Annotated in this window: 24 protein-coding genes; 19 read left to right on the top strand and 5 right to left on the bottom strand. The window is 48.4% G+C overall.

Going from position 1 to position 23,784, the window contains the following annotated elements; translation table 11 throughout:
* The first annotated feature begins 8 nt into the window (after positions 1 to 8).
* Positions 9 to 1,046, top strand: a complete 1,038-nt coding sequence (locus FTT63_RS09650) for a M48 family metallopeptidase (protein WP_104484568.1) — start codon at positions 9 to 11, stop codon at positions 1,044 to 1,046.
* A gap of 16 nt (positions 1,047 to 1,062) precedes the next feature.
* Here the strand turns inward: FTT63_RS09650 and FTT63_RS09645 are convergent, their stop codons facing one another.
* A complete protein-coding gene (locus FTT63_RS09645; protein ID WP_127798802.1) occupies positions 1,063 to 1,347 on the bottom strand; it encodes a DUF2218 domain-containing protein in 285 nt (94 codons plus the stop codon).
* A gap of 178 nt (positions 1,348 to 1,525) precedes the next feature.
* Between FTT63_RS09645 and rpe the strand changes: the two genes are divergently transcribed.
* The 8 genes from rpe to FTT63_RS09605 all read left to right on the top strand — a co-directional run bounded on the left by rpe (position 1,526) and on the right by FTT63_RS09605 (position 9,195).
* A complete protein-coding gene (rpe, locus tag FTT63_RS09640) occupies positions 1,526 to 2,212 on the top strand; it encodes a ribulose-phosphate 3-epimerase (protein ID WP_075175405.1) in 687 nt (228 codons plus the stop codon).
* Between the two features lie 407 nt (positions 2,213 to 2,619).
* On the top strand, positions 2,620 to 3,090 hold the full coding sequence (locus FTT63_RS09635) for a hypothetical protein (RefSeq protein ID WP_180192214.1): 471 nt from the start codon (positions 2,620 to 2,622) through the stop codon (positions 3,088 to 3,090).
* A 41-nt stretch (positions 3,091 to 3,131) separates the two neighbouring features.
* Positions 3,132 to 4,943, top strand: a complete 1,812-nt coding sequence (locus FTT63_RS09630) for a copper resistance system multicopper oxidase (protein WP_163141284.1) — start codon at positions 3,132 to 3,134, stop codon at positions 4,941 to 4,943.
* Positions 4,930 to 5,922: a copper resistance protein B gene (locus FTT63_RS09625; RefSeq protein WP_180192213.1), complete on the top strand. Its 993-nt coding sequence runs from the start codon at positions 4,930 to 4,932 to the stop codon at positions 5,920 to 5,922. The genes FTT63_RS09630 and FTT63_RS09625 overlap by 14 nt, the downstream gene beginning before the upstream one ends.
* A gap of 303 nt (positions 5,923 to 6,225) precedes the next feature.
* Positions 6,226 to 6,543: a quaternary ammonium compound efflux SMR transporter SugE gene (gene sugE, locus FTT63_RS09620; RefSeq protein WP_104472520.1), complete on the top strand. Its 318-nt coding sequence runs from the start codon at positions 6,226 to 6,228 to the stop codon at positions 6,541 to 6,543.
* Positions 6,544 to 6,575: 32 nt separating this feature from the next.
* Positions 6,576 to 7,061, top strand: a complete 486-nt coding sequence (locus FTT63_RS09615; protein ID WP_005179878.1) for a methylated-DNA--[protein]-cysteine S-methyltransferase — start codon at positions 6,576 to 6,578, stop codon at positions 7,059 to 7,061.
* Between the two features lie 253 nt (positions 7,062 to 7,314).
* Positions 7,315 to 7,896, top strand: a complete 582-nt coding sequence (locus FTT63_RS09610; protein WP_218954003.1) for a nuclease-related domain-containing protein — start codon at positions 7,315 to 7,317, stop codon at positions 7,894 to 7,896.
* Between the two features lie 204 nt (positions 7,897 to 8,100).
* Positions 8,101 to 9,195 carry a catalase family protein gene (locus FTT63_RS09605; protein WP_163141290.1) on the top strand — a complete coding sequence of 365 codons (1,095 nt, stop codon included), beginning with the start codon at positions 8,101 to 8,103 and terminating at the stop codon, positions 9,193 to 9,195.
* 78 nt (positions 9,196 to 9,273) lie between these two features.
* Here the strand turns inward: FTT63_RS09605 and FTT63_RS09600 are convergent, their stop codons facing one another.
* Positions 9,274 to 10,041 (bottom strand): hydroxymethylpyrimidine/phosphomethylpyrimidine kinase, encoded by a 768-nt coding sequence (locus FTT63_RS09600; protein ID WP_016659477.1) that lies wholly within the window; start codon positions 10,039 to 10,041, stop codon positions 9,274 to 9,276.
* A 92-nt stretch (positions 10,042 to 10,133) separates the two neighbouring features.
* On the opposite strand from FTT63_RS09600, the gene FTT63_RS09595 reads away from it, so the two are divergent.
* Positions 10,134 to 10,814, top strand: coding sequence for an HAD-IA family hydrolase (locus FTT63_RS09595; protein ID WP_045795528.1), 681 nt, complete (start codon positions 10,134 to 10,136; stop codon positions 10,812 to 10,814).
* A 98-nt stretch (positions 10,815 to 10,912) separates the two neighbouring features.
* Here the strand turns inward: FTT63_RS09595 and FTT63_RS09590 are convergent, their stop codons facing one another.
* Positions 10,913 to 11,380, bottom strand: a complete 468-nt coding sequence (locus tag FTT63_RS09590) for an Lrp/AsnC ligand binding domain-containing protein (protein WP_005179867.1) — start codon at positions 11,378 to 11,380, stop codon at positions 10,913 to 10,915.
* 139 nt (positions 11,381 to 11,519) lie between these two features.
* Here FTT63_RS09590 and FTT63_RS09585 point away from each other — a divergent pair, with 139 nt between their 5' ends.
* The 4 genes from FTT63_RS09585 (at position 11,520) to FTT63_RS09570 (ending at position 15,907) form a co-directional block, all read left to right on the top strand.
* Positions 11,520 to 12,773: a D-amino acid dehydrogenase gene (locus tag FTT63_RS09585; protein WP_075167990.1), complete on the top strand. Its 1,254-nt coding sequence runs from the start codon at positions 11,520 to 11,522 to the stop codon at positions 12,771 to 12,773.
* Between the two features lie 22 nt (positions 12,774 to 12,795).
* Complete coding sequence (gene alr / locus FTT63_RS09580) at positions 12,796 to 13,908, top strand: alanine racemase (RefSeq protein ID WP_163141293.1); 1,113 nt, start codon at positions 12,796 to 12,798, stop codon at positions 13,906 to 13,908.
* Positions 13,909 to 13,932: 24 nt separating this feature from the next.
* A complete protein-coding gene (locus tag FTT63_RS09575) occupies positions 13,933 to 14,295 on the top strand; it encodes a RidA family protein (RefSeq protein ID WP_005179861.1) in 363 nt (120 codons plus the stop codon).
* 148 nt (positions 14,296 to 14,443) lie between these two features.
* Positions 14,444 to 15,907 (top strand): amino acid permease, encoded by a 1,464-nt coding sequence (locus tag FTT63_RS09570; protein ID WP_016659472.1) that lies wholly within the window; start codon positions 14,444 to 14,446, stop codon positions 15,905 to 15,907.
* Positions 15,908 to 15,962: 55 nt separating this feature from the next.
* Here the strand turns inward: FTT63_RS09570 and hemJ are convergent, their stop codons facing one another.
* Both hemJ and FTT63_RS09560 read right to left on the bottom strand, forming a co-directional pair.
* Entirely contained in the window at positions 15,963 to 16,415 is a 453-nt protein-coding gene (gene hemJ / locus FTT63_RS09565; RefSeq protein ID WP_163141296.1) for a protoporphyrinogen oxidase HemJ, read from the bottom strand.
* 19 nt (positions 16,416 to 16,434) lie between these two features.
* Positions 16,435 to 17,664, bottom strand: a complete 1,230-nt coding sequence (locus FTT63_RS09560) for a beta-ketoacyl synthase N-terminal-like domain-containing protein (protein ID WP_005179853.1) — start codon at positions 17,662 to 17,664, stop codon at positions 16,435 to 16,437.
* Between the two features lie 276 nt (positions 17,665 to 17,940).
* Between FTT63_RS09560 and FTT63_RS09555 the strand changes: the two genes are divergently transcribed.
* The 5 genes from FTT63_RS09555 to tuf form a co-directional block, all read left to right on the top strand.
* Entirely contained in the window at positions 17,941 to 19,389 is a 1,449-nt protein-coding gene (locus tag FTT63_RS09555) for an EcsC family protein (RefSeq protein WP_163141299.1), read from the top strand.
* 162 nt (positions 19,390 to 19,551) lie between these two features.
* Positions 19,552 to 19,926 carry a 30S ribosomal protein S12 gene (gene rpsL / locus FTT63_RS09550; RefSeq protein WP_002050319.1) on the top strand — a complete coding sequence of 125 codons (375 nt, stop codon included), beginning with the start codon at positions 19,552 to 19,554 and terminating at the stop codon, positions 19,924 to 19,926.
* A gap of 179 nt (positions 19,927 to 20,105) precedes the next feature.
* Positions 20,106 to 20,576: a 30S ribosomal protein S7 gene (gene rpsG / locus FTT63_RS09545; RefSeq protein ID WP_005179845.1), complete on the top strand. Its 471-nt coding sequence runs from the start codon at positions 20,106 to 20,108 to the stop codon at positions 20,574 to 20,576.
* Positions 20,577 to 20,708: 132 nt separating this feature from the next.
* Positions 20,709 to 22,844: an elongation factor G gene (fusA, locus tag FTT63_RS09540; RefSeq protein ID WP_104470922.1), complete on the top strand. Its 2,136-nt coding sequence runs from the start codon at positions 20,709 to 20,711 to the stop codon at positions 22,842 to 22,844.
* A 94-nt stretch (positions 22,845 to 22,938) separates the two neighbouring features.
* Positions 22,939 to 23,784: elongation factor Tu (tuf, locus tag FTT63_RS09535; protein ID WP_180192212.1), on the top strand; the 846-nt coding region annotated here is incomplete at its 3' end.

Genomic DNA, 23,784 nt, shown 5'->3' with positions numbered 1-23,784 from the left:
AAGCACTGATGCAACAGATGACGGTTGAAGCCGTGTTTTATGATGGTCAGAGTGCCAAGCCTTATACTGCTCAGGTATTGGCAGCCGATGCAGACAGTATCTGGGTCCAGTATGGTGAAAACTTTGCCTTGCAGCGCCGTTATCGTTATCAGGACATGTTGCTGATAGGCGCATTGGGCCGTATCCAGCCGGTGATTGAACTCCAGGATGATGCACGTCTGGAGTTTCAGCAGCCTTTACCGGACTGGTTTCAGCTGAAGCAAAAGAATATCTATCAGTCAATCTGGAAGCTGGAGCGTACCCCCAGCCTGATTCTGTTTAGTACTGTTTTTATTGTAGCGCTGGCCTTTGCCACAGTGAAGTGGGGCATTCCGTGGGCCTCGCATGTGGTGGCCAATCAGTTACCGGAAACCACCCTGAACAGTGTCGGCAATGAAGCAGAGCACTATGTGCTGGAGATGACGGGTCCAAGCCGTTTAAGTGCAGCGCGCCAGCAGGCGATTTTACAGCAGTATCAGGCCCTGGTGGCAGAAGACCGGCCGGCAAAACTGCTGTTTCGTGAAGGGAATCGGTTAGGTGCCAATGCGGTGGCGATTCCCAACAATACTATTATTCTGACCGATGAACTGGTTGAGCTGGCACAGGATGACCGGGAAATTCTGGGGGTGCTGGCACATGAGCAGGGTCATCTGGTCGAGCGGCATAGTCTGCAACAGGCGCTGGCCAGTTTAGGTTTTGGGGTAATTCTGATTGCGATTACCGGTGATGGCTCCGATTTAATGACCAGCCTGCCTCTGGCTTTGGTGGGTGCCAGTTATTCGCGTAATTTTGAAGCCGAAGCCGATCATTATGCCTTAACCACCATGCAGCACAAGCAGGTGCCAACCATCCATTATGCCAACCTGTTACAACGGCTGGCAGATGAAAGCGGCGAAAGCGAGCAGGGCAAATCAGTCTGGGATTTTCTGCAAAGCCATCCGGCCACGCAGGAGCGTATTGAAGCAGTCAAGGCCTTTGAAGCCAAGCAATCTGCCGAAGTAAAATGAGCAGATCTAAGTAGGTTTAATCGGCCTGCTGCCAGTCAGCACTTAACTGTTCCTGTCCCATGCGTTGCAGATGATCCAGTACCACCTGTTCCAGCCGGTTCAGGTCGGTGTGTTCATCTAAAGCAATAATTTCGGTATAGAGCGCATCAGGCTGAGGCTGTAACACAATGGTCGCGCTCGGCATCAAAATACGCAGTTCCTGTGCTGTTTCCTGTACTTCAAATTTGTGTTTCCAGTGGTTACCCAGGCGTTTGGCCAGACGGGCCGCTTGTGTGGTGGCAATATGACTATAACGTTTCATGAAAAATCCTGTTCAGTAAGCCTTAAGCCTAAGAGAAAAGAGCGCCCAGACAAAGCCGTGTGTTGCAACACAGCGTTGTAGATTTGCAATCTTGGCGCAGGTGGACATCTGCCGCCCCAGAGCCGGGGACAATTTGTTATAATGGCACAGTCACTCAAATACTTAGCCAGGGTCTCCCATGTCCAAGCCATATTTAATTGCGCCTTCTATTCTTTCTGCAGACTTTGCCCGTTTAGGGGAAGAAGTAGAAAAAGTGCTTGAAGCCGGTGCTGATGTTGTCCACTTTGATGTCATGGACAATCACTATGTACCCAACCTCACCTTTGGTGCAGGCGTATGTAAGGCCCTGAAAAACTATGGAATTCAAGCGCCAATTGATGTGCATTTAATGGTCTCTCCGGTGGACCGCATGATTGGCGACTTCTTGGAAGCCGGTGCCGATATTATTACCTTTCATCCGGAAGCTTCAGATCATATTGACCGTTCGCTGCAACTGATCAAGTCGGGCGGTGCCAAAGCGGGTCTGGTTTTTAACCCGGCAACACCACTGCATTATCTGGATTATGTACTGGATAAAGTCGACCAGATTTTATTGATGAGTGTGAACCCGGGCTTTGGTGGCCAGAAATTTATTCCCATGACCCTGGAAAAATTACGTCAGGCGCGTCAGATCATTGATGCTTCAGGCCGTGATATTCGCCTTGAGGTTGATGGTGGTGTTGGCCCGGCCAATATCCGTGAAATTGCCGAAGCCGGTGCCGATATGTTTGTGGCCGGTTCAGCGATTTTTGGCAAACCGGATTATAAAGCTGTGATTGATGAGATGCGTGCCGAACTGGCCAAAGTCGGTGCCGTGAATACCTAATAAAACTGGATAAGTTATCGGCACCCTGTGGATAACTTTGTGATTAACTCTATGGATATCTATGTTGATAACAGTATGGATAACCGGATTAATTTATAAACAGTTGTGCATCAATCGTTTGCCAATTAGACATAAAATGTATAAAAAGGACTCAAATGAGTCCTTTTTATTTGAGCAAAAGCCCTAAAATTCCTGCCTTTTTATTCAGCTCTGCTTAAGAGTTATACTGCACAATAAATAACTTTATTATTTTATTGATATGTAAAACAATCTTCCCGGCAGCAGCAATTTAAAATTTAAAGCATTGTGTATAACTTTGAATTTCTCTATGCTGGTTTGCACAGGCGTTTAGCTGTTTTAAGCAGCTTCAACGCTGGGGTTTGGTCTTATGGGGTGAGGAAATCCTGTTGTATACACAGCGCAGACAACCGGTGTGGTTCAGCTATCTGATGGCATTTGTCATGGGATGGAGTAGTCTTGTGCTGGCGGTTGTACAACCAGCGCATGCAGCCATGCAACTGTCTAACTCTGCCGCGATCACCAGTGCGAAATCATCCGTTTCATCACCTACACCTTGTCATGCTGAAAAGGCTGAGACTGCTCCAGTAGAACAGCATCACCCAAGCCATCACGGCGCCAGTCCATCTGTACAGTTACCCGATTGCGAGCAGGGGCATCATCCAGAGCAGCATTTAAACTGTCAGGATTGTCCACCCCTACATTGCCAGCCGGGTCTGAGCTATCTCAAGATTGCGCTCCCTGTGCTGGAACAGGCAAGCCCGACCTTTGAGTCTGAGCCGCACTTTCATCTCTATCATGCCCAGCATTTACCCGGCTACTGGCAGGAAATCCTGCGTCCACCGAAAACCTTATCCTGACTTTAAAAACTTTTCTTTTTTTATTGTTTTAAGGATAAATCATGTCAATTCAATTGCGTCAGGCCATCGTGCTTGGCTTATGTCTGTGCGCATCGTCCTGGGCGATGGCCGCAGTCCGGGAATATCATCTGTATATTGATGAGCAGCCGGTCAAGCTGACCGGAAAAACTGTCAAAAAAATAAGTGTGAATGGCCAATTCACAGCCCCCTTGCTTGAATTTGAGGAAGGTGATGAAGCGGTGATTCATGTGCATAACCAGCTTCAAAATCGCGATTCTTCCATTCACTGGCATGGTCTGTTATTGCCGGGTGTAATGGATGGCGTGCCGGGCTTTAACGGCTTTCAGGGCATTGCGCCGAAGGGACATTTTACTTATCGCTTTCAGCTACGGCAGCAGGGCACCTACTGGTATCACGCCCATTCCAAAGGTCAGGAGCAGGATGGGCTATATGGCCCGCTAGTCATTTATCCCAAAGGCAAACAGCCTGTGGCTGCGCATGAGCAGGCCGAGCGGGATTATGTGGTGATGCTGTCCGATTTTCACGCATCTTCCAGCGACACGATTTTAAATAATCTGAAAAAGTCGGCCGAGTATTATCAGAACCAGCGTGAAACCCTGGCCGATGTGTTGCAGCAGGTGAAACAGCAGGGCCTGAAACAGACCTGGCAGCAACGTTCCATGTGGAACCAGATGCGTATGCTTAGAACCGATTTGTCGGATGTCACCGGTTATCAGTTTTTAATCAATGGTAAAACGCCGGAACAGACCTGGACCGGACTGTTTCGACCAAATGAAAAAGTACGTTTACGTTTTATTAATGCTTCGGCCATGTCGTTTTTTGATGTGCGCATTCCGCAGCTCAAAATGACCGTCATCAGTGCTGATGGTCAGCCGGTACAGCCGGTGTCTGTGGATGAGTTCCGGATTGGGACAGCAGAAACCTATGATGTACTGGTGGAACCAAAAGCCGGCCATTACCAGATTGAGGCAGAATCAATTGACCGTTCAGGTTTTGCCATTGGCAGTTTGCTGCAACAGGGCATGCAACCACCGCCACTGCACATGCCAACTGCACGACCACGTGCGGTATTGACGATGGAAGATATGGGACATGCTGCTCATGGTGCAGAAAGTACTGCGCCACATGCGGTACATAGTGCGTCATCCACATCTTCGACCCTGCAGCATCCATCGATGACGCATGCTGTTGTTAAAGAAACTGAATTTTTTACAGCCACCGAAGATCATCCTGCAGCGCATCGTACACATTCATCCCATGAAACAGAAATGAAGCCAGCAGCTGCTGTACAAGGTTGGGCCAATGCCTCGACACCTGCCGGACATAAAGCACTTCGCTATGCGGACTTAAAAGCCTTAAAGCCGCAGCATGATACGCGTGCGCCGGTGCAAGAGCTGGTGATTCGTTTGGGCGGCACGATGGAACGTTATATCTGGACCATCAATGGCAAGAAATTTAGCGAGGCTGAGCCGTTGCAGGTGGCCTATGGCGAACGGATTCGGCTGAAATTTATCAATGACAGCATGATGGCGCATCCGATGCATTTGCATGGCATGTTTATGCAGCTGGAAAATGGTCAGGCCGCTGCCGACCTGCCGAATAAACATACCCTGATTGTAGCGCCTGGAAAAACCGTGAGCGCGTTATTGACCGCCGATGAGCTGGGGGAATGGGCAATCCATTGTCATCTGCTGTATCACATGAGTTCGGGCATGATGAATAAGTTAGTGGTGGCACAGGTGATGCCAGAGCAGACGGCTTCATTACCCGCAGTTCCATCTACGCTGCCAGCTGCTGTTCAGTCTTCGGGAGATGCACATGCACATCACTAATTTTGCCCGTTTCAATCTGCTGGGAGCCATGCTGTTTGCGACACCGATGTTATCGGCGCAGACGGAACATGCATCTTCTTATGTTACAGAGCATGAAGCTGTACCGCAGACGTCAGTAAAATCTGTCGATAAACATGCACAACACGAGCAGATGATGCAGGCTGAACATCAGCAACATCAGCAACATCAGCAACATCAGCAACATCAGCAACATCAGCAACATCAGCAACATCAGCAACATCAGCAACATCAGCAACATCAGCAACATCAGCACATGAGCATGCCTCATCCGGTGGAGAAGGCTGCAACGACAACAACGCATGATCACCGGCAGGAGCATGGCGGGCAGTGGTATCAGTCCAGTATGCTGGAATCGAAATGGATGCAGCATGCGGGTGGACGCGGAGTATGGCAGTCCGAGCTGGAAAGCCGGATCGGAACTGATGAGAACAAGCTGTTTTTCAAACTGCATACCGAGCAGGCCGAGTCGCAACAAGCTGAATATGAGGCACAGGTTTTATATAGCCGGATGATTTCTGATTTTTGGGATATCCAGGCTGGTGTAGCCTACCAGCAGGAGGATCAGACTTCGGCACAGCAATGGCGTGGTGTGGTTGGCCTGCATGGGGTAGCGCCGTATTTCTTTGAAACCGAGGCCTATCTGTCCCTTGCCGAAGATCAGCAGGTGCAGCTGAGTCTGGATACTGAGCGGGATTTTTTGCTGACCCAGAAACTGATTCTGGCGCCTTATTTGCAGGCCAAGCTGGTACTTTCAGATGAATCGGAACAGGCGCAGAAAACTGGTTTAAACCAGCTGCAGACCGGGCTTCAGATGCGTTATGAAATCAGCAAAAAAGTCATGCCGTTTGTAGATGTGGCCTATGGCTATCATAAAGGGCTGGCCCAGACAGCTGAGCAGGATGCGACGGAGTCGGAACAGGGCTGGCAATATGGTGCCGGATTACGGTTGAAGTTTTAAAGCATTTATCCATACACTGGATGGGCTTTGGTTCATCCTTTTGCTTGCTGGAGAAACGACCTATGCTCCAGTAAGCAATTTATTCACTTAAGTGAAAAAGTTTGAATCGCCTTATCTGGGTTGTGATTTTTAGTCCCTCTTGAGCTGAAGGTCATTCCCCTCCAACGGTGTTTTACTGGCAGGCGGCGGATTTTTGCTATACTGATACCGTAATTCTGGAGGAACGACCTCCCTTAAAGGTGCTGTCTTTAAGAAAAATCGTCAGGACGGCCTGACTCTATCTGAATAATGGAGGAGGGCGTGATGGCCTGGATCGTATTAATTTTTGCCGGTATTTTTGAAATTGTCTGGGCTTATTTTATGAAGCTTTCAGACGGTTTTACCAAGCTTACCCCAAGCATTCTGACCATTTTCTTTATGGTGCTCAGTTTTGGCCTGCTGGCCTATGCCATGCGTAGTTTGCCACTGGGCACGGCCTATACCATCTGGACCGGGATTGGCGCGGTCGGTTCTTTTCTGGTGGGTATTTTGGTACTGGGCGAGCCGGCATCGGCCATGCGTATGCTGGCGGCAGTGTTAATTATTTCCGGTCTTGTGCTGATGAAACTTTCATCGGCATAATCAAGCTAGACTAAACTGAACAGGAGAAGGAGATGAAACTTGCATTTATGTATATGCCTTCTCCGGTCGGGCGTTTAAAACTGGTGGCCACAGACAGCGCGCTGGTCGCCGTGATCTGGGACAATGAAAATCCCAAACGGGTCCGGCAGGCCGAGCTGGTAGAGCAGCTGGATCATCCGATTTTGCTGGATGCGCAACAACAGCTGAATGAATATTTTCAGGGCCAGCGTCAGACTTTTGAACTGCCTTTAGATTTTGAAGGCACAGAATTTCAGAAAAAAGTTTGGCAGGCACTGTTGAATATTCCTTTTGGCGAAACCCGCAGTTATCGGCAAATTGCTGAGCAGGTCGGCAGTCCCAAAGCGGTACGGGCTGTCGGTGCGGCCAATGGCCAAAATCCAATTTCAATTATTGCACCCTGTCATCGGGTGATTGGCAGCGGCGGTAAACTGGTTGGTTTTGCCGGTGGACTAGACAATAAAGAGATTCTGTTAAAACTGGAACAACAGCAAAAATAAATACGGATAATCTGTGGTGTTGCATCGCCCACAGCAGGCCAATAAACAGCTTAAATCAGTAAGCATCCGTTGATTAAAAAATAGATCACCAGATTGAACATCTTCAGGTAGATAGAATCTTTCTGTATCCACCTGATAACGAAAATTAAACCAGCATTATCATTCCTGAATGAAACACCGTTTTATGCTAGAGTCGGGTCAAGATCATCACCATTAAAATAAAACCGAAATACATGATGTAAATATTTTGAGTATGTTGATTTCACAGCTGTGGTGGCTGTTGCTGGTTCTGCTGGGCTTGAGCCTGCTGCGGGTGTTCCTGCCGGACTTAAAAGGCAAAATCGGGGAGTGGGCTGTTCAGCGACAGGCCAAGCAACATCTGGATGAGCGTTATATTTTACTTAATGATTTGACCTTGCCCGATCAGGATGGTGGCACCACACAAATTGATCATGTGCTCTTAAGTCCTTTTGGCGTCTTTGTGATAGAAAGCAAAAACTATAAGGGCTGGATTTTTGGCAGTGCGCGGCAAAAAATGTGGACCCAGAAAATTTATAAAAAGAGTTATAAATTCCAGAATCCCTTGCATCAGAATTACAAACATACTCAGGTGTTGAGTCATTTGCTGGCTGATCTGCTGGAGCCGGAACATTTACATTCAATAGTGGTATTTATGCCGGGCTGCGAATTTAAAACAGAGATGCCAAAGCAGGTATTTCAAGGGACAGGCTGGGTAAATTACGTACAGGAGTTCCAGACCGAAGTCATCTCCGCCATGTGCTTAAAACGTTTGCAATTACGACTGGAAAAAGAAGTACTGGACCCGTCCTGGTAAACCCGGCGCGCGCATGTGGCGCAGCTTAAATCCAGACATCATCAAGACTGAACCCAAGTATCGTGTTGAGCTGAGTCGTCTACGCTTACCAAACTCTCCTGAACTGTTGAATAAGCACTATATTTTTCTGGCTCTCAGCTTGCTAGATTGGTGGATATTAGCCAATTTTTGCCAGATGTTCAGGCCGGAACAGGAGCGTTCACGATGTCAGAGCCGTATCTACTGTATACCCCGCAGGTTGAACAGGAACAGCCGAATGAAAGCCGCTTGATTGAAGATATTATCGAGCATATGGCCCAAGCCCGACAACAGGTGTTTGACAAGCATCGCCATGCAGTCCGCGATGCGCATGCCAAATCACATGCATTTCTGAAAGGTATTTTGACCGTGCCGGTGTTGCCGCCGCATTTGGCGCAGGGAATTTTTGCCGAGCCAGGACATTATGATGTGATGGTGCGTTTATCGGCTGCGCCGGGAGATTTACGCAGTGACCAGGTGCCAGTACCGCATGGCTTTGCCTTAAAAATCCTGAATGTGCCGGGCGCACGCTTACTGGCCGATGATCCGAGTGATGGTAAAAACCAGGATATTCTGATGGTGAATATTCCGGTGCTGGCCTTTGGCACGCTGCGTAAATACCAGCAGATGCTGCCTCTGGTGACACGCGCGGAACAGGCGCCCGATCCGATGTTAAAAGGCATGCGCAGTATGGCGCGCAGTTTAAATACACTGGTGGATAAAGCCGGTTTAGAAGTACCGGTAACTTTAAAAGGCTGGGCGCGCAGTCAGAACCATATTCTGGGCGAGACCTATCACACCATGGCCGCGCTGCGTTATGGCGACTATATGGCAAAACTCAGTGTGGCGCCGGAATCGACCTCGGTACGTCAGCTGACCAATATTCCAATGCAGATTAGCCATGACTCCAGCATCCGGGATCTGGTCCGGGATTTCTTTAAGCACCATAGCGCCGATTATGTATTGCGTGCGCAATTATGTACCAGTCTGGAACGGATGCCCATTGAAGATGCCTCGGTATTATGGCCGGAAGAAGAATCTGCGCATCAGACCATTGGCACTTTGCATTTTCCCAAACAGGACAGCTATAGTCCGGAGCGGCGGGTTTATGCCGATGATGTGTTGTCGTTTAACCCGTGGCATGGCGTGCAGGCGCATCAACCTTTGGGTTCAATTATGCGGGTACGTAAACAGGCTTATGAACGTTCCGCCTCGTTCCGGCACCGGATGAATACCCAGCCGCGAGCCGAACCGCAGCAGCTGGATGATATGCCGGATTAAAGGGCTTCAGATTCAGGTCGAAAAAATACCTGCCATGGGGCAGGTATTTTTTATAGCAGGTATTTTTTATATTAAGGATTAAAAGCGTTTTGGAATCTTCTGACCATTCGGTACCGGACTTTCTGCCTGTTTTAGTACCCCAAACAGCCAGGTTTCAGCATAATTCACAGCGGCTTGCAGTTCATCACCTAGTGCTAAACGGCCGGCAATAAAGCTGGCCAGCGAGCAGCCCGAACCGTGGTATTCGCCTTCTAAACGCGGGCAACGGGTTTCTGAAATCAGTTCACCATCTATATATAAAGCATTGCGGATGTGATCCGGGGTATCTTCATGGCCGCCTTTAACCAAAACCGCCTTGGCACCCATCGCAAACAGTTTCTGGGTGGCCAGTTCCAGATCATCTTCACCGGTCAGGGCACGCAGTTCTACCGTATTCGGGGTCAGTAAGGTTGCCAGTGGAATCAGCTCGACAAAGGCCTTGACCAAAGTCGCCTGATCACCCAGAGAGCCACCGCTGTTGGCGACCAGAACCGGGTCCAGCACATAGTAATAGTCCGGATGTTCTCTCAAGAAATCTGCCAGCGCTGCAATATTGTCGGTGGTGCCGAGCATTCCCGATTTAACACAGCGAATTGGCAGATCGTTCACCACGGCATTGGCCTGGGCCAGTAGCAATGCTTTGGAAGTGGCTTCAAAGCCAAACACCTGCTGCGAGTTTTGCACCGTGAGGGCGGTACAGGCAATGGCCGCATGTGCGCCACTTTGACCAATCGCTTCAATATCAGCCTGTAAGCCTGCGCCCCCAGAGGGATCTAAACCAGAAAAGCAAAGTACCGTTGGACGCACATCCATATCCTTCAATCATGAATTTACGTTAGTATAGGCAACTTTGAATCAAGTCTCGAGTGTATTTCACGGTCGAAGGGGGAGAAAAATTCATGATTAAACATCTGCTGATTGATTTGGATGGCACCCTGACCGATCCAAAAGTGGGTATTACCACCTCGGCGCGTTATGGACTGGCAAAAATTGGTCATCCACTACCAGAATCTGAAAATATTGACTGGATTATTGGTCCGCCACTGAAAGCTTCACTGGCAAAAATTTTACAGGTTGAACCGAATGATGTGCTGGCGGAACAGGCACTGATGGGTTATCGCGAGCGTTTTGCCGTGACCGGTTTATATGAAAATAAGGTTTATCCGACTGTGGCGGAAACCTTGCAAACCTTGAAACTCCAGGGCTATCAGCTGTTTTTAGCCACGGCCAAGCCGACCATTTATGCACGGCAGATTCTGGAGCATTTTGAGCTGGAACAGTATTTTACCGGCATTTATGGGAGCGAGCTGAATGGTGATCGGACCCATAAAGATGAATTAATTGCCTATATTCTGGAGCAGGAACAGCTGCAGGCCAGCCAATGTCTTATGGTCGGCGACCGGGAATATGATGTGCTGGGGGCGCGACATAACGGGATTGAAGCGGTCGCGGTCGAATATGGTTATGGCACGATGCAAGAGCTGGATCATGCTGCACCAAAAGCCCGTATTCAGCAGTTTTCCCAGTTGCCGAATGTGGTGGCTGACTTAAATAGTGCATTGGCATCCTGTCAGGCTTAATATAAAAAATCCATTCGGCTGATGCTGTATTCATCAGCCGGTGGCTGGATTTTCCATGCGCCTAATCACATCGATGGATCTATCGACTCTCTGAAACATCAGCCTTCAATATTTAAATACAGACTTTCTTTAACTTCTTCCATTACCACATAACTGTGTGAAGAGGCTGAGGCCGGCAATTTTTTCAGTAAATCGCCAAGTAAACGCCGGTAGGCGCTCATTTCTTTGAGCCGTGCTTTAACCAGATAATCAAACTCGCCGGAAATCAGATGACACTCGAGCACTTCCGGAATATCCACCAGATCTCGCGCCACCTGATCAAACACATCGCCCGATTTGGCCGACAGTTTAATCTCCAGAAATACCAGCAGTTTCTTGTCCACCAGTTCAGGATTCAGGCGGGCATAATAGCCCATAATAATGCCATCGCGTTCCAGCCGTTTAACCCGTTCCGAACAGGGCGTGGTGGATAAATTGACCTTGGCCGCCAGCTCACTAATCGCAATCCGGCCATTGTTTTGCAGGATGTCCAAAATCATGCGATCAATCCGGTCTAATTTACGCATCTAAAAATTCCTTTATTCCAAAAAATATCCTGAAAAAATGGGCGGATTATCTGAAAATACCCACTAAAAATAGCAAAATTCACTATTGATCCGAAAATATACTAGTTAAATAAACTGGAATGTATTTGAGGTCAAGTCTATGCGTGTAATTGTGTTGGGAAGCGGTGTCATTGGGGTGACCAGCGCATATTATCTGGCGCAGCAGGGTGCAAGTGTGACGGTGCTGGATCGTCAAACCGGGCCGGCGGAAGAAACCAGCTTCGGGAATGCCGGACAGGTTTCACCGGGCTATTCAACGCCGTGGGCAGCGCCGGGGATTCCATTTAAAGCCGTGAAGTGGATGTTCCAGCATCATGCACCTTTGGCCGTGAATTTGGATGGCAGTATGTGGCAGTTACAGTGGATGGCGCAAATGCTGAAAAACTGTAATGCGCAGCACTATGCTATTAATAAAGAGCGGATGGTGCGGGTAGCCGAATATAGCCGCGATTGCCTGAGACAGTTACGCCAAGACACCGGAATCAGCTATGAAAACCGCTCTAAAGGCACGCTGCAGCTGTTCCGTAAAGATGCCCAGCTCGATGCCGTACAGCGTGACATTGAAGTATTAAAAGAAAGCGGTGTGGAATATGAGCTGTTAGACCGTGATGGTCTGGCACGGGTTGAACCGGCTTTGGCTGCGGCCAAAGATAAACTGGTTGGTGGCTTGCACTTGCCTAATGATGAAACCGGTGATTGCTATCTGTTTACCAATGCGCTGGCCAAACTGGCACAGGAGATGGGTGTCGATTTCCAGTTTAACCAGAATGTAGAAAAACTGCTGGTTGAAGGCGACGAGATTAAAGGCGTGCTGGTCAATGGCAAAGTGCTGACCGCAGACCGTTATGTGCTGGCCTTTGGCAGTTATTCACGTGAATTCCTGAAACCGCTGCATCTGGACCTGCCGGTCTATCCGGTGAAAGGTTATTCGCTGACTGTGCCAATTGTCGATCCGGCCATGGCGCCACAATCAACAGTTCTGGATGAAACTTACAAGATTGCCATTACCCGTTTTGACCAGCGGATTCGTGTCGGTGGTATGGCTGAATTAAGCGGCTTTAACCTCGGTCTGAATCAGGATCGTCGTGCCACTTTAGAAATGGTCACCAAAGATTTATTCCCGGGTGGTGATTTACCGCAGGCCAGCTTCTGGACCGGTTTACGTCCAATGACGCCAGATAGCACCCCGATTATTGGTGGCACCCGCTATAAAAACCTGTTCCTGAATACCGGTCACGGGACTTTAGGCTGGACCATGGCCTGTGGTTCGGGCAAGTTAATCAGTGATCTGGTGATGCAGCAGCAACCGGAAATTAGCACTGAAGGCTTATCGTTACAGCGTTACGCTGCTTAAGGTATTGATTCAAGGAAGAACGATGTCCAGACCAATTCAGGCGGTGGTGCATCTCGATGCACTGCGCCATAACCTGCAGATTGCCCGGCAGTATGCCGGGGACAGCCAAGTTTATGCCGTGGTCAAGGCCAATGCCTATGGTCATGGCATCGAGCGGGTCTATCCGGCTTTTCAGTCCGCCGATGGCTTTGCCTTGCTGGATCTGGCCGAGGCGCTGAGATTACGCCAGCTGGGCTGGCAGGGCGATATTCTGTTGCTGGAAGGTATTTTCTGTCTGGAAGATTTATTTGTCTGTCAGCAACATTGCTTGAGCTTTAGCATTCACAGCGCCCATCAAATTGACTGGTTACAGCAGTTCCAGCGCCAGCATCCGGAAGCACGTTTTCATGTCTATCTGAAAATGAACAGTGGCATGAACCGTCTGGGTTTTGCACCCGCCACTTACCGGGACGCCTTCGCCCAGTTACAGGCATTGGAAATTATCGCCTCTATTACCCACATGATGCATTTCTCCGATGCCGACGGCGAACGTTTTGGCGCGCCGGGCATTGACTATCAGCAGCAGTGTTTTGAACAGACCATTGCCGGCCTGCCTGGCAAGCGTTCGCTCTGTAATAGCGCGGCGCTGCTACGTCATGCGCCGGCCCTGCACAGCGATGTGATGCGTAGCGGCATCATGCTGTACGGCAGTTCCCCCGATTTTCCACAGCACACAATTCAGGACTGGAACCTGAAACCGAGCATGAGCCTGCGCAGTGAAATTATTGCTGTCCAGCAGCTGAAGGCTGGAGAAAGTATTGGCTATGGCTCCAGCTTTGTCGCCGAAAAATCCATGCGGATTGGCGTAGTGGCCTGTGGCTATGCCGATGGCTATCAGCGAATTTCTCCAAGCGGTACACCGGTACTGGTCAATTCGCAGCGCAGCCAGACGCTGGGTCGGGTCAGTATGGATATGCTGGCGGTCGATCTCAGCCATCTTCCTGACGCCGATATTGGCGCTGAAGTGGTGCTGTGGGGCTATTCCAGCAGTGGTGCCATCTTGCCGGTCGATGAGGTCAGTCAGGCAGCCGGTACCGTTGGCTATGAGCTGATGTGCGCCATCACCGCCCGGGTGCCGTTTGTGGTGCAGGCATAAAATTTTATTCAACAGGATCACAACATGAGTTCTCAAGATATTCAACGTATTCACAGCACTGAAGTGATGAGTGCGGCAACGGTATTTAATCAGGTGGTCTATCTGTCGGGTCAGATTCCGAAAACCACTGCCGGACAGGACATCACTGCGCAAACGCAAGAAGTGCTGCAGACCATTGATACGCTGCTGGCCGAAACCAATAGCGATAAAAGCCGGATTTTATCTGCGCAACTCTTTTTAAAGAATCTGTCCGATTTCCAGACCGTGAATGCGCTCTGGATTGAATGGTTGCAGGGCCATGCCACACCGGCACGCGCCACCATTCAGGCGGAACTGGTCAACCCGGACTGGCTGATTGAAATTGCAGTGACCGCTGCACAGAAATAAGCCGTCTGGTTTGGTTTTCTCTCCCAGCCACTGACGCTGCGTACAGCCCAAGATAGGATTTGTTGGGATGTACAGGACCATCATTGCAGGATGACGTATGCACAGCCTGCGCTGATGGCAGGGTCAGGGCACAATAAGGATATTGAACATGACTTCCTCTCGTCACGATGACGTTCATTCGTCGCCACATGAATTACAACGCAAACTCTCCAACCGGCATCTGCAGTTAATTGCCATTGGCGGCGCTATTGGCACCGGACTGTTTATGGGCTCCGGCAAAACCATTGCCTTGGCTGGCCCGTCCATCCTGTTTATTTATATGATTATTGGCCTGATGTTTTTCTTCCTGATGCGCGCATTGGGTGAAATCCTGCTGTCCAATCTGCACTATAAATCCTTTATTGATATGGCGCATGAGCTGATCGGGCCGGGTGCGGGCTACTATATTGGCTGGTCCTACTGGCTGGGCTGGATTCTGGTCGGAATTGCTGATCTGGCAGCCATCATCAATTATCTCGGTTTCTGGCTGCCACCAGATACCACGTTTACTCCCATGGGGCAGGCGCTGATCAGTGTTGGTTGTGTGCTGTTTGTACTGGGACTGAATTTACTGACGGTCAAGCTGTTTGGTGAAATCGAGTTCTGGTTTGCCCTGATCAAGATTCTGGCCATCTTAGGCCTGATTGGTATTGGTGGCTATATGGTCTTTAACCAGTTTGCCGCGCCAGATGGCACCACTGCCAGTTTTCAGCATGTCTGGTCACATGGTGGTATGTTTCCACAAGGCGGTAACGGTTTTCTGGCCGGTTTCCAGATTGCGCTGTTTGCCTTTGTCGGGGTGGAGCTGCTGGGCACCATGGCGGCTGAAACCAAAGATCCGGAAAAGAATTTACCCAAAGCAGTCAATGCAATTCCGACCCGGATTATCCTGTTTTATGTGCTGTCTTTATTTGTGGTGATGTCGGTGACGCCGTGGAACCAGATTCCGGCAGACCGTAGTCCGTTTGTGTCGTTGTTTTTACATGCCGGTATTCCCACCTCTGCGATTATTATGAATCTGGTGGTGTTATCTTCGGTGATGTCTTCCATGAACAGCGGTGTGTTTTCGACCAGCCGCATGCTGTTTGGCCTGGCGCGTGGCCGGCAGGCGCCACAGGCGTTGGCGACCTTGTCAAAACGGGCAGTACCGGCCAAAGGTCTGCTGTTCTCCTGTCTGTTTATTATGGCCGGTGCAGCCTTGCAGTATTTTGTGCCGAATACCGTTGAAGCCTTTACCTTGGCCAGCTCGCTGTGCGTGATTCTGTTTATTAGCATCTGGGGCATTATTATGGTGTGTTACCTGCGCTATCGTAAACTGCAGCCGCAGTTACACGCTGCTTCACGCTTTAAAATGCCGGGCGGGGTGCTGATGAGCTATGTGGTGTTGGCCTTCCTGCTGTTTGCACTGGTGATTCTCAGTCTGGAGCCGGATACGCTGAAAGCACTGCTGGTCAGTCCGTTGTGGCTGGTGATTTTAACCGTGACTTACTATGGTCTATATAAACCGCGGCTGCGTAAATACCAGCAATATGCCCAGACCGAGCAATATGCCAAGTCAGAAACCCTTCGCTAGCCCACAAAAAAGCCTCGTATCAAACGAGGCTTTTTTTATCTGTTTTTCGATGGAGTTAGAACATTGGTTTCACCACCACCAGAATCACAATTGCAAATAACAGCACTGTCGGCATTTCATTGAAAAAGCGCCAGAACTTGTGTGATTTATAATGCGCATTGCCAATCAGTTTTTGGCGGTAATAGCCACAAACCAAATGGTAAATCACCAATAAACCGACCAATGCTACTTTCAGGTAAAACCATAACGCATCGTGGTAATTGCGGGTCGCATCGCCCCAATCTACCAAAAAGTGTGCCGTGATGAGGGTGGCAATCATAGACGGCCACATAATCCCTCGGTACAACTTGCGCTCCATGATTTCAAAACGCTGATGGCTCAGTGTATCTTCACTCATGGCATGGTAAACATATAACCGTGGCAGATAGAACAGTGCAGCGAACCAGCACACCACGGCAATAATATGTAATGCTTTTACCCATAAAAAAGCATCAGAAGGTGCATCCATCGAAAATCCTATTTAGGGATTATGCATCCCATTTCTTGAAAATCAGACAAGCGTTTACGCCGCCAAAACCAAAACTGTTACTCATCACAGTATTCAATTTTGCGTCACGTTTTTCAAGTACGATATCAAAGCCTTTCGCGCCTTCATCCAGCTCGGTCACGTTGATGTTTGGCGCAATAAAGTCGTTTTGCATCATCAGGACAGAGTAGATCGCTTCCTGTACACCGGCAGCACCCAGGCTGTGACCGGTCATAGATTTGGTCGAGCTCAGGGCTGGTACCTGGCCTTCACCAAAGGCACGTTCCATGGCTTTCAGTTCAGTCACGTCACCTGCAGGGGTCGATGTACCGTGTGTGTTTACATAGTCAATCGATTCAACACCATGCTGTTTGGCTTCATCCAGCGCCATCAGGATACAGCGTGTTGCACCTTCACCGCTTGGCGCAACCATGTCAGCACCGTCCGAGTTGGCTGCATACGCCACCACTTCTGCCAGAATGTTGGCACCACGTGCTTGTGCATGTTCCAGCGATTCCAGTACCAGGAAGCCGCCGCCGCCGGCAATCACGAAACCGTCACGGTCTGCAGAATATGGACGAGAAGCGGTTTCCGGGGTGTCATTGTATTTGGCACACAGCGCACCCATCGCATCAAACAGCAGGCTTTGTGACCAGTGATCTTCTTCACCACCGCCGGCCAGCATGAGGTCCTGTTTACCCAGTTGAATCAGGTTGTAGGCATAACCAATTGCATCGGCAGAAGTTGCACATGCGCTGGTAATTGAGTGCGCAACACCTTGTAATTTAAAGGCAACGCCCAGGTTGGCCGTAATGGTGTTTGACATGTTACGTGGTACAAAGAACGGGCCAATTTTACGCGCGCCTTTTTCTTCCAGTAATTCCACCATTTCAACCACAGATGCAGTCGAGTTACCGCCTGAACCACCGGCAATACCGTAACGCGGGTTACCGGCTAAATCTTCAACTTTCAGGCCGGCATGTTCAATGGCTGCTGCTGCTGCGTTATAGGCATACATCGCACACACGCCCATGAAGCGTTTGAGACGACGGTCGATATTGTCAAAATTCTGTTCTGCAGCTGCACTGACATGGCTCTTAAAATTCAGTTCAGCATAAGTCTGGTTAAAACGTGTGCCTGAAATACCATTTTGCAAAGAGTGGGTTACATCTTCTAATGTATTACCAATGCACGAATTAATGCCCATGCCAGTGATTACAACACGTTTCATCTACAGTTCCCTTATGGTGATATTATCGGGTCCAACCCTGGAGAGTATCGGCGCAAATGCCGGTGTCCAGTGCATTTCCCAAGTTTTTCAATTGGATTCATAATAACAGAAAGAATTTTGAATTCTTATGGCAAATCCTATGCCTCTTTGGGAATGACCAGATTTGGGGAGCAGACTACGTGAACATAACCAAAAGAAACACAATAAGGTTGAGATAAACGCAGACTATACCTAGTATTTAGCAATAAATCTTAAGAAAGAAAATGAGGAGCAAGAATGACAGATTCTAATAATAAGCAATCAGGCGGATTCCTCTCGAGTGCGTTTGGAGTGGCTAAAAAGCTCAGTCATACCGGCATTGACCTGGTTCAGCATGTGGCGCCCGGTTCGACCAGCAAAGAAGAGGTGGGTAGCAGTCAGGGGCGGGTGGTGGAAGGCAGTGCCAGCCCGGTATTCGGCCGCCATTCATCGCGTTATGACAATCCGCAGCAGGTACTGAAGGCACATTTGCCGCAGGTCTCACGTCAATTGCTGGGTCGTCATTATAATAAGGTCAATAATCTTGCCCATTTTGTCGCGCCTCAGTTTTCCGACAAGGTGTCGGATTACTTCTTTCACCAGCTAAATACCTTTACCTCCAATATCAGTTCGGTCGATGCAGTTTTAGATGAAGCCGGGGTACGTGATCTAGAAGAACTGACCCAGGATGTGAACCGTTCCAAACGCATCAGCCAGGCGCTGGCAGAGCAGAATAAATGGTTGGCCTCGATTCAGGGCGCAATTACCGGGGCTACCGGCGTGATCGGAACCGCGGTAGATGTGCCGGTTTCGATGATCATGTCGTTACGTACCATCTATCAGGTTGGACGTTCGTATGGCTTTGAGCTGAATAAAGAAGAAGGCCAGGCCATTGTGCAATATATTTTCAAACAGGTTGATCTGGGCCTGATTGCCGAAAAGCAGGCGGTCTTGCTGGGCATTAAAAGCGTGCTGAACATGCTGCAAACCCATGATGTGCATCAGCTGCAGCAGCTGGTTGGTTCCAGCAATGACATGGAAGCGCTACGCAAATATCTGGTCAATGAGCAGGGCGAAATGAAATGGCAATGGATGAACTCAATGCCGAAGTTCTCGCTGTTAAGCAAATTAACCCCGGTAGCGACAGCCTCGGTCAGTGCCGCCTACAGCTGGAAGCTGGTCGAGCATGTGCACCAGAAAGCGCAGGAAGTGTTCTCGCATGCCCGTGAATATCTCATCCAGCATAAGGGTAGTCAGCTGTCCCCGGTCGATGCCTATGAAAAAGCCGCAGCCTTACTGGCACAGGTCGCACCAAAATTACTGGAACAGCCAGCTGCGGCTACACCGGCCGTCGATGAGCTGAAGCTGGATCAGGATATTGAGCTGCAGCAAAACAGCACCATCTCCAAGGTGAAAATCCAGAAAAAATCGGCAGAGGAAAAGCCGGAGCCGGAACAGATCGATCAGGATATCCAGCAGGGCCTAGAACAGCTGGCCGATAAAATGGTTGAACCGAATGCTGCGGTAGAGCCGCAAAAACCGGCAATTCCACCGGAATCGATTGAGCCGGAACCTGAAGATGATGACGAGTTTGACGACACACCACCGGCAGTGGAAGAGCCGCCAGAAACAGATACAGAACCGCAAAAAGCGGAAGCTGAGAAGCCGGTAGTGAAGAAGGTTACAAAAAAGCAAAAAGCGCAATAAGGTCCTAATACCTTAAAAAGCAGTAAAATTAGCCTTTAATGCGGAATGGTCAATATTTGCAGGTCTGTCGAATATTGACCATTTTAGTATCTTGACTTACAATTGCATGCCCTCAAAAAGTAGTATGTTTTTGGGGCTTTTTATTAACGGGAGAATTGCCACATGGCAACAACAAATCAGTTGATCCGTAAGGGTCGTACGACTTTAGTTGAAAAATCTAAAGTTCCTGCGTTGAAGGCTTGTCCACAACGTCGTGGTGTTTGTACACGTGTTTACACAACTACACCTAAAAAACCTAACTCAGCAATGCGTAAAGTTTGCCGTGTTCGCTTAACTTCAGGTTTCGAAGTTTCTAGCTATATCGGTGGTGAAGGCCATAACCTGCAAGAGCACAGTGTTGTTCTGATCCGTGGTGGTCGTGTTAAAGACTTACCAGGTGTACGTTACCATACCGTTCGTGGTTCTTTAGACTGTGCTGGCGTGAAAGATCGTAACCAGTCACGTTCTAAATACGGTACTAAACGTCCTAAGAAATAATCTTTCAAGATTAAGCTCTTAGTTCGCTAGAACTGCAATCCTTTATCGTCTCGCTTGTCTGATTTCTGCATTTATTTTGTGAATATTCAAGCGACGTATAGTAAGGCCAGCGAATGCATACGACACTTTATGCTACTGCTGGATTAACCTGAAGTGTCATATTTATAGGTAGTTTTAAAATGCCAAGACGTCGCGTAGTCGCTGCTCGTGAAATCCTTCCGGATCCTAAGTTCAGCAGCCAAACAATCGCTAAATTCATGAACCACGTAATGCAAGATGGTAAAAAATCTATTGCTGAAAGTATCGTTTACGGTGCTTTAGACCGCGTTCAAGAAAAAAACAAAGTAGACCCAGTTGAATTTTTTGAAGCTACGCTTGAAAAAGTTCGTCCTATGGTTGAAGTAAAAGCACGCCGTGTTGGTGGTGCTACTTATCAAGTTCCTATGGAAGTACGCCCATCCCGTCGTACTGCTCTAGCGATGCGTTGGTTAGTAGATGCTGCTGCTAAGCGTTCTGAAAAAACTATGGCTTTACGTCTTGCTGGTGAGTTGCTTGATGCAGCTGAAGGTAAAGGCGCAGCGGTTAAAAAACGTGAAGATGTGCACCGTATGGCTGAAGCCAACAAAGCCTTCTCTCACTACCGTTTCTAAGCGGATAAAACAGGACCTAATCAGGAGGGTGATGAATTTAGTTGTCACTAGTTTGTCATCAAAGCGCTTTAAGTTGCTATGCAGCTTAAAGCGTCCTGTTTTAAACAACAAAATTTAGGAATGCTAGAAATCATGGCACGTCAAACCCCAATTTCTCGTTACCGTAACATTGGTATCTCTGCGCACATTGACGCAGGTAAAACAACCACTTCTGAACGTATTTTGTTCTACACAGGTGAGAGCCACAAACTAGGTGAAACTCACGAAGGTTCAGCAACAACTGACTGGATGGAACAAGAGCAGGAACGTGGTATTACCATTACTTCAGCAGCTGTAACATGCTTCTGGAAAGGTATGGCTAACCAGTTCGACCAACACCGTATTAACGTAATTGACACCCCAGGACACGTTGACTTCACAATTGAAGTTGAGCGTTCTATGCGTGTTCTTGACGGTGCATGTATGGTTTACTGTGCTGTAGGTGGTGTACAACCTCAGTCTGAAACTGTATGGCGTCAAGCAAACAAATATAAAGTACCTCGTTTAGCGTTCGTTAACAAAATGGACCGTACTGGTGCAAACTTCTTCCGCGTAGTTGAACAAATGAAGACACGTTTGGGTGCTAACCCAGTGCCTATCGTTGTTCCAGTGGGCGCAGAAGACACATTCACAGGTGTTGTTGACTTAATCGAAATGAAGTCAATCATCTGGGACGAAGCTTCTCAAGGTATGAAGTTTGAATACGGCGACATTCCTGCTGATTTGCAAGATACAGCTGAAGAATGGCGTACAAACATGGTTGAAGCTGCTGCTGAAGCATCAGAAGAACTCATGGACAAATACCTGGAAGAAGGCGACCTTTCTAAAGAAGAAATCGTAGCTGGTTTACGTCAACGTACATTAGCGGGTGAAATTCAACCTGCAATGTGTGGTTCTGCATTCAAAAACAAAGGTGTTCAACGTATGTTGGACGCAGTGATTGAATTCCTTCCAGCGCCTACAGACGTAGAAGCGATCAAAGGTATCCTAGACGACAAAGACGAAACCGAAGGTTCTCGTGAAGCGTCTGACGATGCTCCGTTCTCTGCGCTTGCGTTCAAAATCATGAACGACAAATTCGTAGGTAACTTAACGTTCGTACGTGTTTACTCAGGTGTTCTGAAAGCAGGTAGCCCTGTTTACAACCCAGTGAAAATGAAACGTGAACGTATTGGCCGTATCGTACAGATGCACGCAAACGACCGTCACGACATCGAAGAAATTCGTGCGGGTGACATCGCGGCGTGTGTAGGTCTTAAAGACACGACTACGGGTGATACACTGTGTGACGAAAACAACGTAATCACACTTGAGCGTATGGAATTCCCAGAGCCAGTAATTCAATTGGCTGTTGAACCTAAGACCAAAGCTGACCAAGAAAAAATGTCAGTTGCGCTTGGCCGTTTAGCGAAAGAAGATCCATCGTTCCGCGTATTCACAGACGAAGAATCTGGTCAGACTATCATCGCTGGTATGGGTGAGCTTCACCTTGACATCATCGTTGACCGTATGAAGCGTGAATTCAACGTTGAAGCGAACATTGGTAAACCAATGGTTGCTTACCGTGAAACGATCAAGAAATCAATCGAACAAGAAGGTAAATTCGTTCGTCAAACTGGTGGTAAAGGTAAATTCGGTCACGTATACGTACGTTTAGAACCGCTTGATCCTGAAACTGGTAAAGACTACGAGTTCGCTGAAGAAGTTGTTGGTGGTGTAGTACCTAAAGAATTCTTCGGTGCGGTTGACAAAGGTATCCAAGAACGTATGAAGAATGGTGTCCTTGCTGGTTATCCAGTCGTTGGCATCAAAGCGACATTGTTCGACGGTTCTTACCACGATGTCGACTCTGACGAATTATCGTTCAAAATGGCGGGTTCTTACGCATTCCGTGACGGTTTCATGAAAGCAGATCCTGTTCTTCTTGAACCAATCATGAAAGTTGAAGTAGAAACTCCAGAAGACTACATGGGCGATATCATGGGTGACTTAAACCGTCGTCGTGGTATGGTTCAAGGTATGGACGATTTACCTGGCGGTACTAAAGCAATCCGTGCTGAAGTTCCACTGGCTGAGATGTTCGGTTACGCGACTCAAATGCGTTCTATGTCTCAAGGTCGTGCGACTTACTCTATGGAATTTGCTAAATACGCTGAAACTCCACGTAACGTGGCGGAAGGCATCATCGCTAAGTTCCAAGCTGGCGGTAAAAAAGGTGACGACGAGTAATCTTTCGATTACTATATTGCCTAACTAATTTTATAGTTAAAATCTAATGCTCATGCAGTGATCCTGCATGAGTAATCTACAAAGGAAGATGAACATGGCTAAGGCTAAGTTTGAACGTAATAAGCCACACGTTAACGTGGGCACAATCGGTCACGTTGACCATGGTAAAACAACTTTAACAGCTGCAATCGCAACTGTATGTGCACGTAAGTTTGGTGGTGAAGCGAAAGATTACGCTGCAATCGACTCTGCTCCAGAAGAAAAAGCACGTGGTATTACAATTAACACTTCTCACGTAGAATACGATTCTCCAACTCGTCACTACGCTCACGTTGACTGCCCAGGCCACGCCGACTATGTTAAAAACATGATCACTGGTGCTGCTCAGATGGATGGTGCGATTCTTGTTTGTTCAGCGACTGATGGTCCAATGCCACAAACTCGTGAACACATCCTTCTTTCTCGTCAGGTAGGTGTACCTTATATCGTTGTATTCTTAAACAAATGCGATATCGTAGACGACGAAGAGTTAATCGAATTAGTTGAAATGGAAGTTCGTGAACTTCTTTCTACTTACGACTTCCCAGGCGACGACACTCCAGTAATCCGTGGTTCTGCTCTTGCAGCACTTAACGGTGAATCAGGTCAATATGGCGAAGACGCTGTTGTAGCTCTTGTTGAAGCACTTGACACTTACATTCCAGAGCCAGTACGTGCAATCGACCAAGCATTCTTGATGCCAATCGAAGACGTATTCTCAATTTCTGGTCGTGGTACAGTTGTAACTGGCCGTGTTGAAACTGGTATCGTTAGAGTTGGTGAAGAAGTTGAAATCGTTGGTATCAAAGATACAGCGAAAACAACTGTTACTGGCGTTGAAATGTTCCGTAAGCTTCTTGACGAAGGTCGTGCTGGCGAGAACTGTGGTGTTCTTCTACGT

It is taken from the genome of Acinetobacter sp. C15 (assembly GCF_013420645.1).
GTDB lineage: Bacteria > Pseudomonadota > Gammaproteobacteria > Pseudomonadales > Moraxellaceae > Acinetobacter > Acinetobacter indicus.
The sequence above is the reverse complement of the archived record's forward strand: the minus strand, read 5'-3'. Positions and strand labels throughout refer to the sequence as shown.

Bases quoted from the DNA above. Each gene is read 5' to 3' on its own strand.
- FTT63_RS09650 (WP_104484568.1), top strand. From the start codon at position 9: ATGCAACAGATGACGGTTGAAGCCGTGTTTTATGATGGTCAGAGTGCC.
- FTT63_RS09645 (WP_127798802.1), bottom strand. From the start codon at position 1,347: ATGAAACGTTATAGTCATATTGCCACCACACAAGCGGCCCGTCTGGCC.
- rpe (WP_075175405.1), top strand. From the start codon at position 1,526: ATGTCCAAGCCATATTTAATTGCGCCTTCTATTCTTTCTGCAGACTTT.
- FTT63_RS09630 (WP_163141284.1), top strand. From the start codon at position 3,132: ATGTCAATTCAATTGCGTCAGGCCATCGTGCTTGGCTTATGTCTGTGC.
- FTT63_RS09625 (WP_180192213.1), top strand. From the start codon at position 4,930: ATGCACATCACTAATTTTGCCCGTTTCAATCTGCTGGGAGCCATGCTG.
- sugE (WP_104472520.1), top strand. From the start codon at position 6,226: ATGGCCTGGATCGTATTAATTTTTGCCGGTATTTTTGAAATTGTCTGG.
- FTT63_RS09615 (WP_005179878.1), top strand. From the start codon at position 6,576: ATGAAACTTGCATTTATGTATATGCCTTCTCCGGTCGGGCGTTTAAAA.
- FTT63_RS09610 (WP_218954003.1), top strand. From the start codon at position 7,315: ATGTTGATTTCACAGCTGTGGTGGCTGTTGCTGGTTCTGCTGGGCTTG.
- FTT63_RS09605 (WP_163141290.1), top strand. From the start codon at position 8,101: ATGTCAGAGCCGTATCTACTGTATACCCCGCAGGTTGAACAGGAACAG.
- FTT63_RS09595 (WP_045795528.1), top strand. From the start codon at position 10,134: ATGATTAAACATCTGCTGATTGATTTGGATGGCACCCTGACCGATCCA.
- FTT63_RS09590 (WP_005179867.1), bottom strand. From the start codon at position 11,380: ATGCGTAAATTAGACCGGATTGATCGCATGATTTTGGACATCCTGCAA.
- FTT63_RS09585 (WP_075167990.1), top strand. From the start codon at position 11,520: ATGCGTGTAATTGTGTTGGGAAGCGGTGTCATTGGGGTGACCAGCGCA.
- alr (WP_163141293.1), top strand. From the start codon at position 12,796: ATGTCCAGACCAATTCAGGCGGTGGTGCATCTCGATGCACTGCGCCAT.
- FTT63_RS09575 (WP_005179861.1), top strand. From the start codon at position 13,933: ATGAGTTCTCAAGATATTCAACGTATTCACAGCACTGAAGTGATGAGT.
- FTT63_RS09570 (WP_016659472.1), top strand. From the start codon at position 14,444: ATGACTTCCTCTCGTCACGATGACGTTCATTCGTCGCCACATGAATTA.
- hemJ (WP_163141296.1), bottom strand. From the start codon at position 16,415: ATGGATGCACCTTCTGATGCTTTTTTATGGGTAAAAGCATTACATATT.
- FTT63_RS09560 (WP_005179853.1), bottom strand. From the start codon at position 17,664: ATGAAACGTGTTGTAATCACTGGCATGGGCATTAATTCGTGCATTGGT.
- FTT63_RS09555 (WP_163141299.1), top strand. From the start codon at position 17,941: ATGACAGATTCTAATAATAAGCAATCAGGCGGATTCCTCTCGAGTGCG.
- rpsL (WP_002050319.1), top strand. From the start codon at position 19,552: ATGGCAACAACAAATCAGTTGATCCGTAAGGGTCGTACGACTTTAGTT.
- rpsG (WP_005179845.1), top strand. From the start codon at position 20,106: ATGCCAAGACGTCGCGTAGTCGCTGCTCGTGAAATCCTTCCGGATCCT.
- fusA (WP_104470922.1), top strand. From the start codon at position 20,709: ATGGCACGTCAAACCCCAATTTCTCGTTACCGTAACATTGGTATCTCT.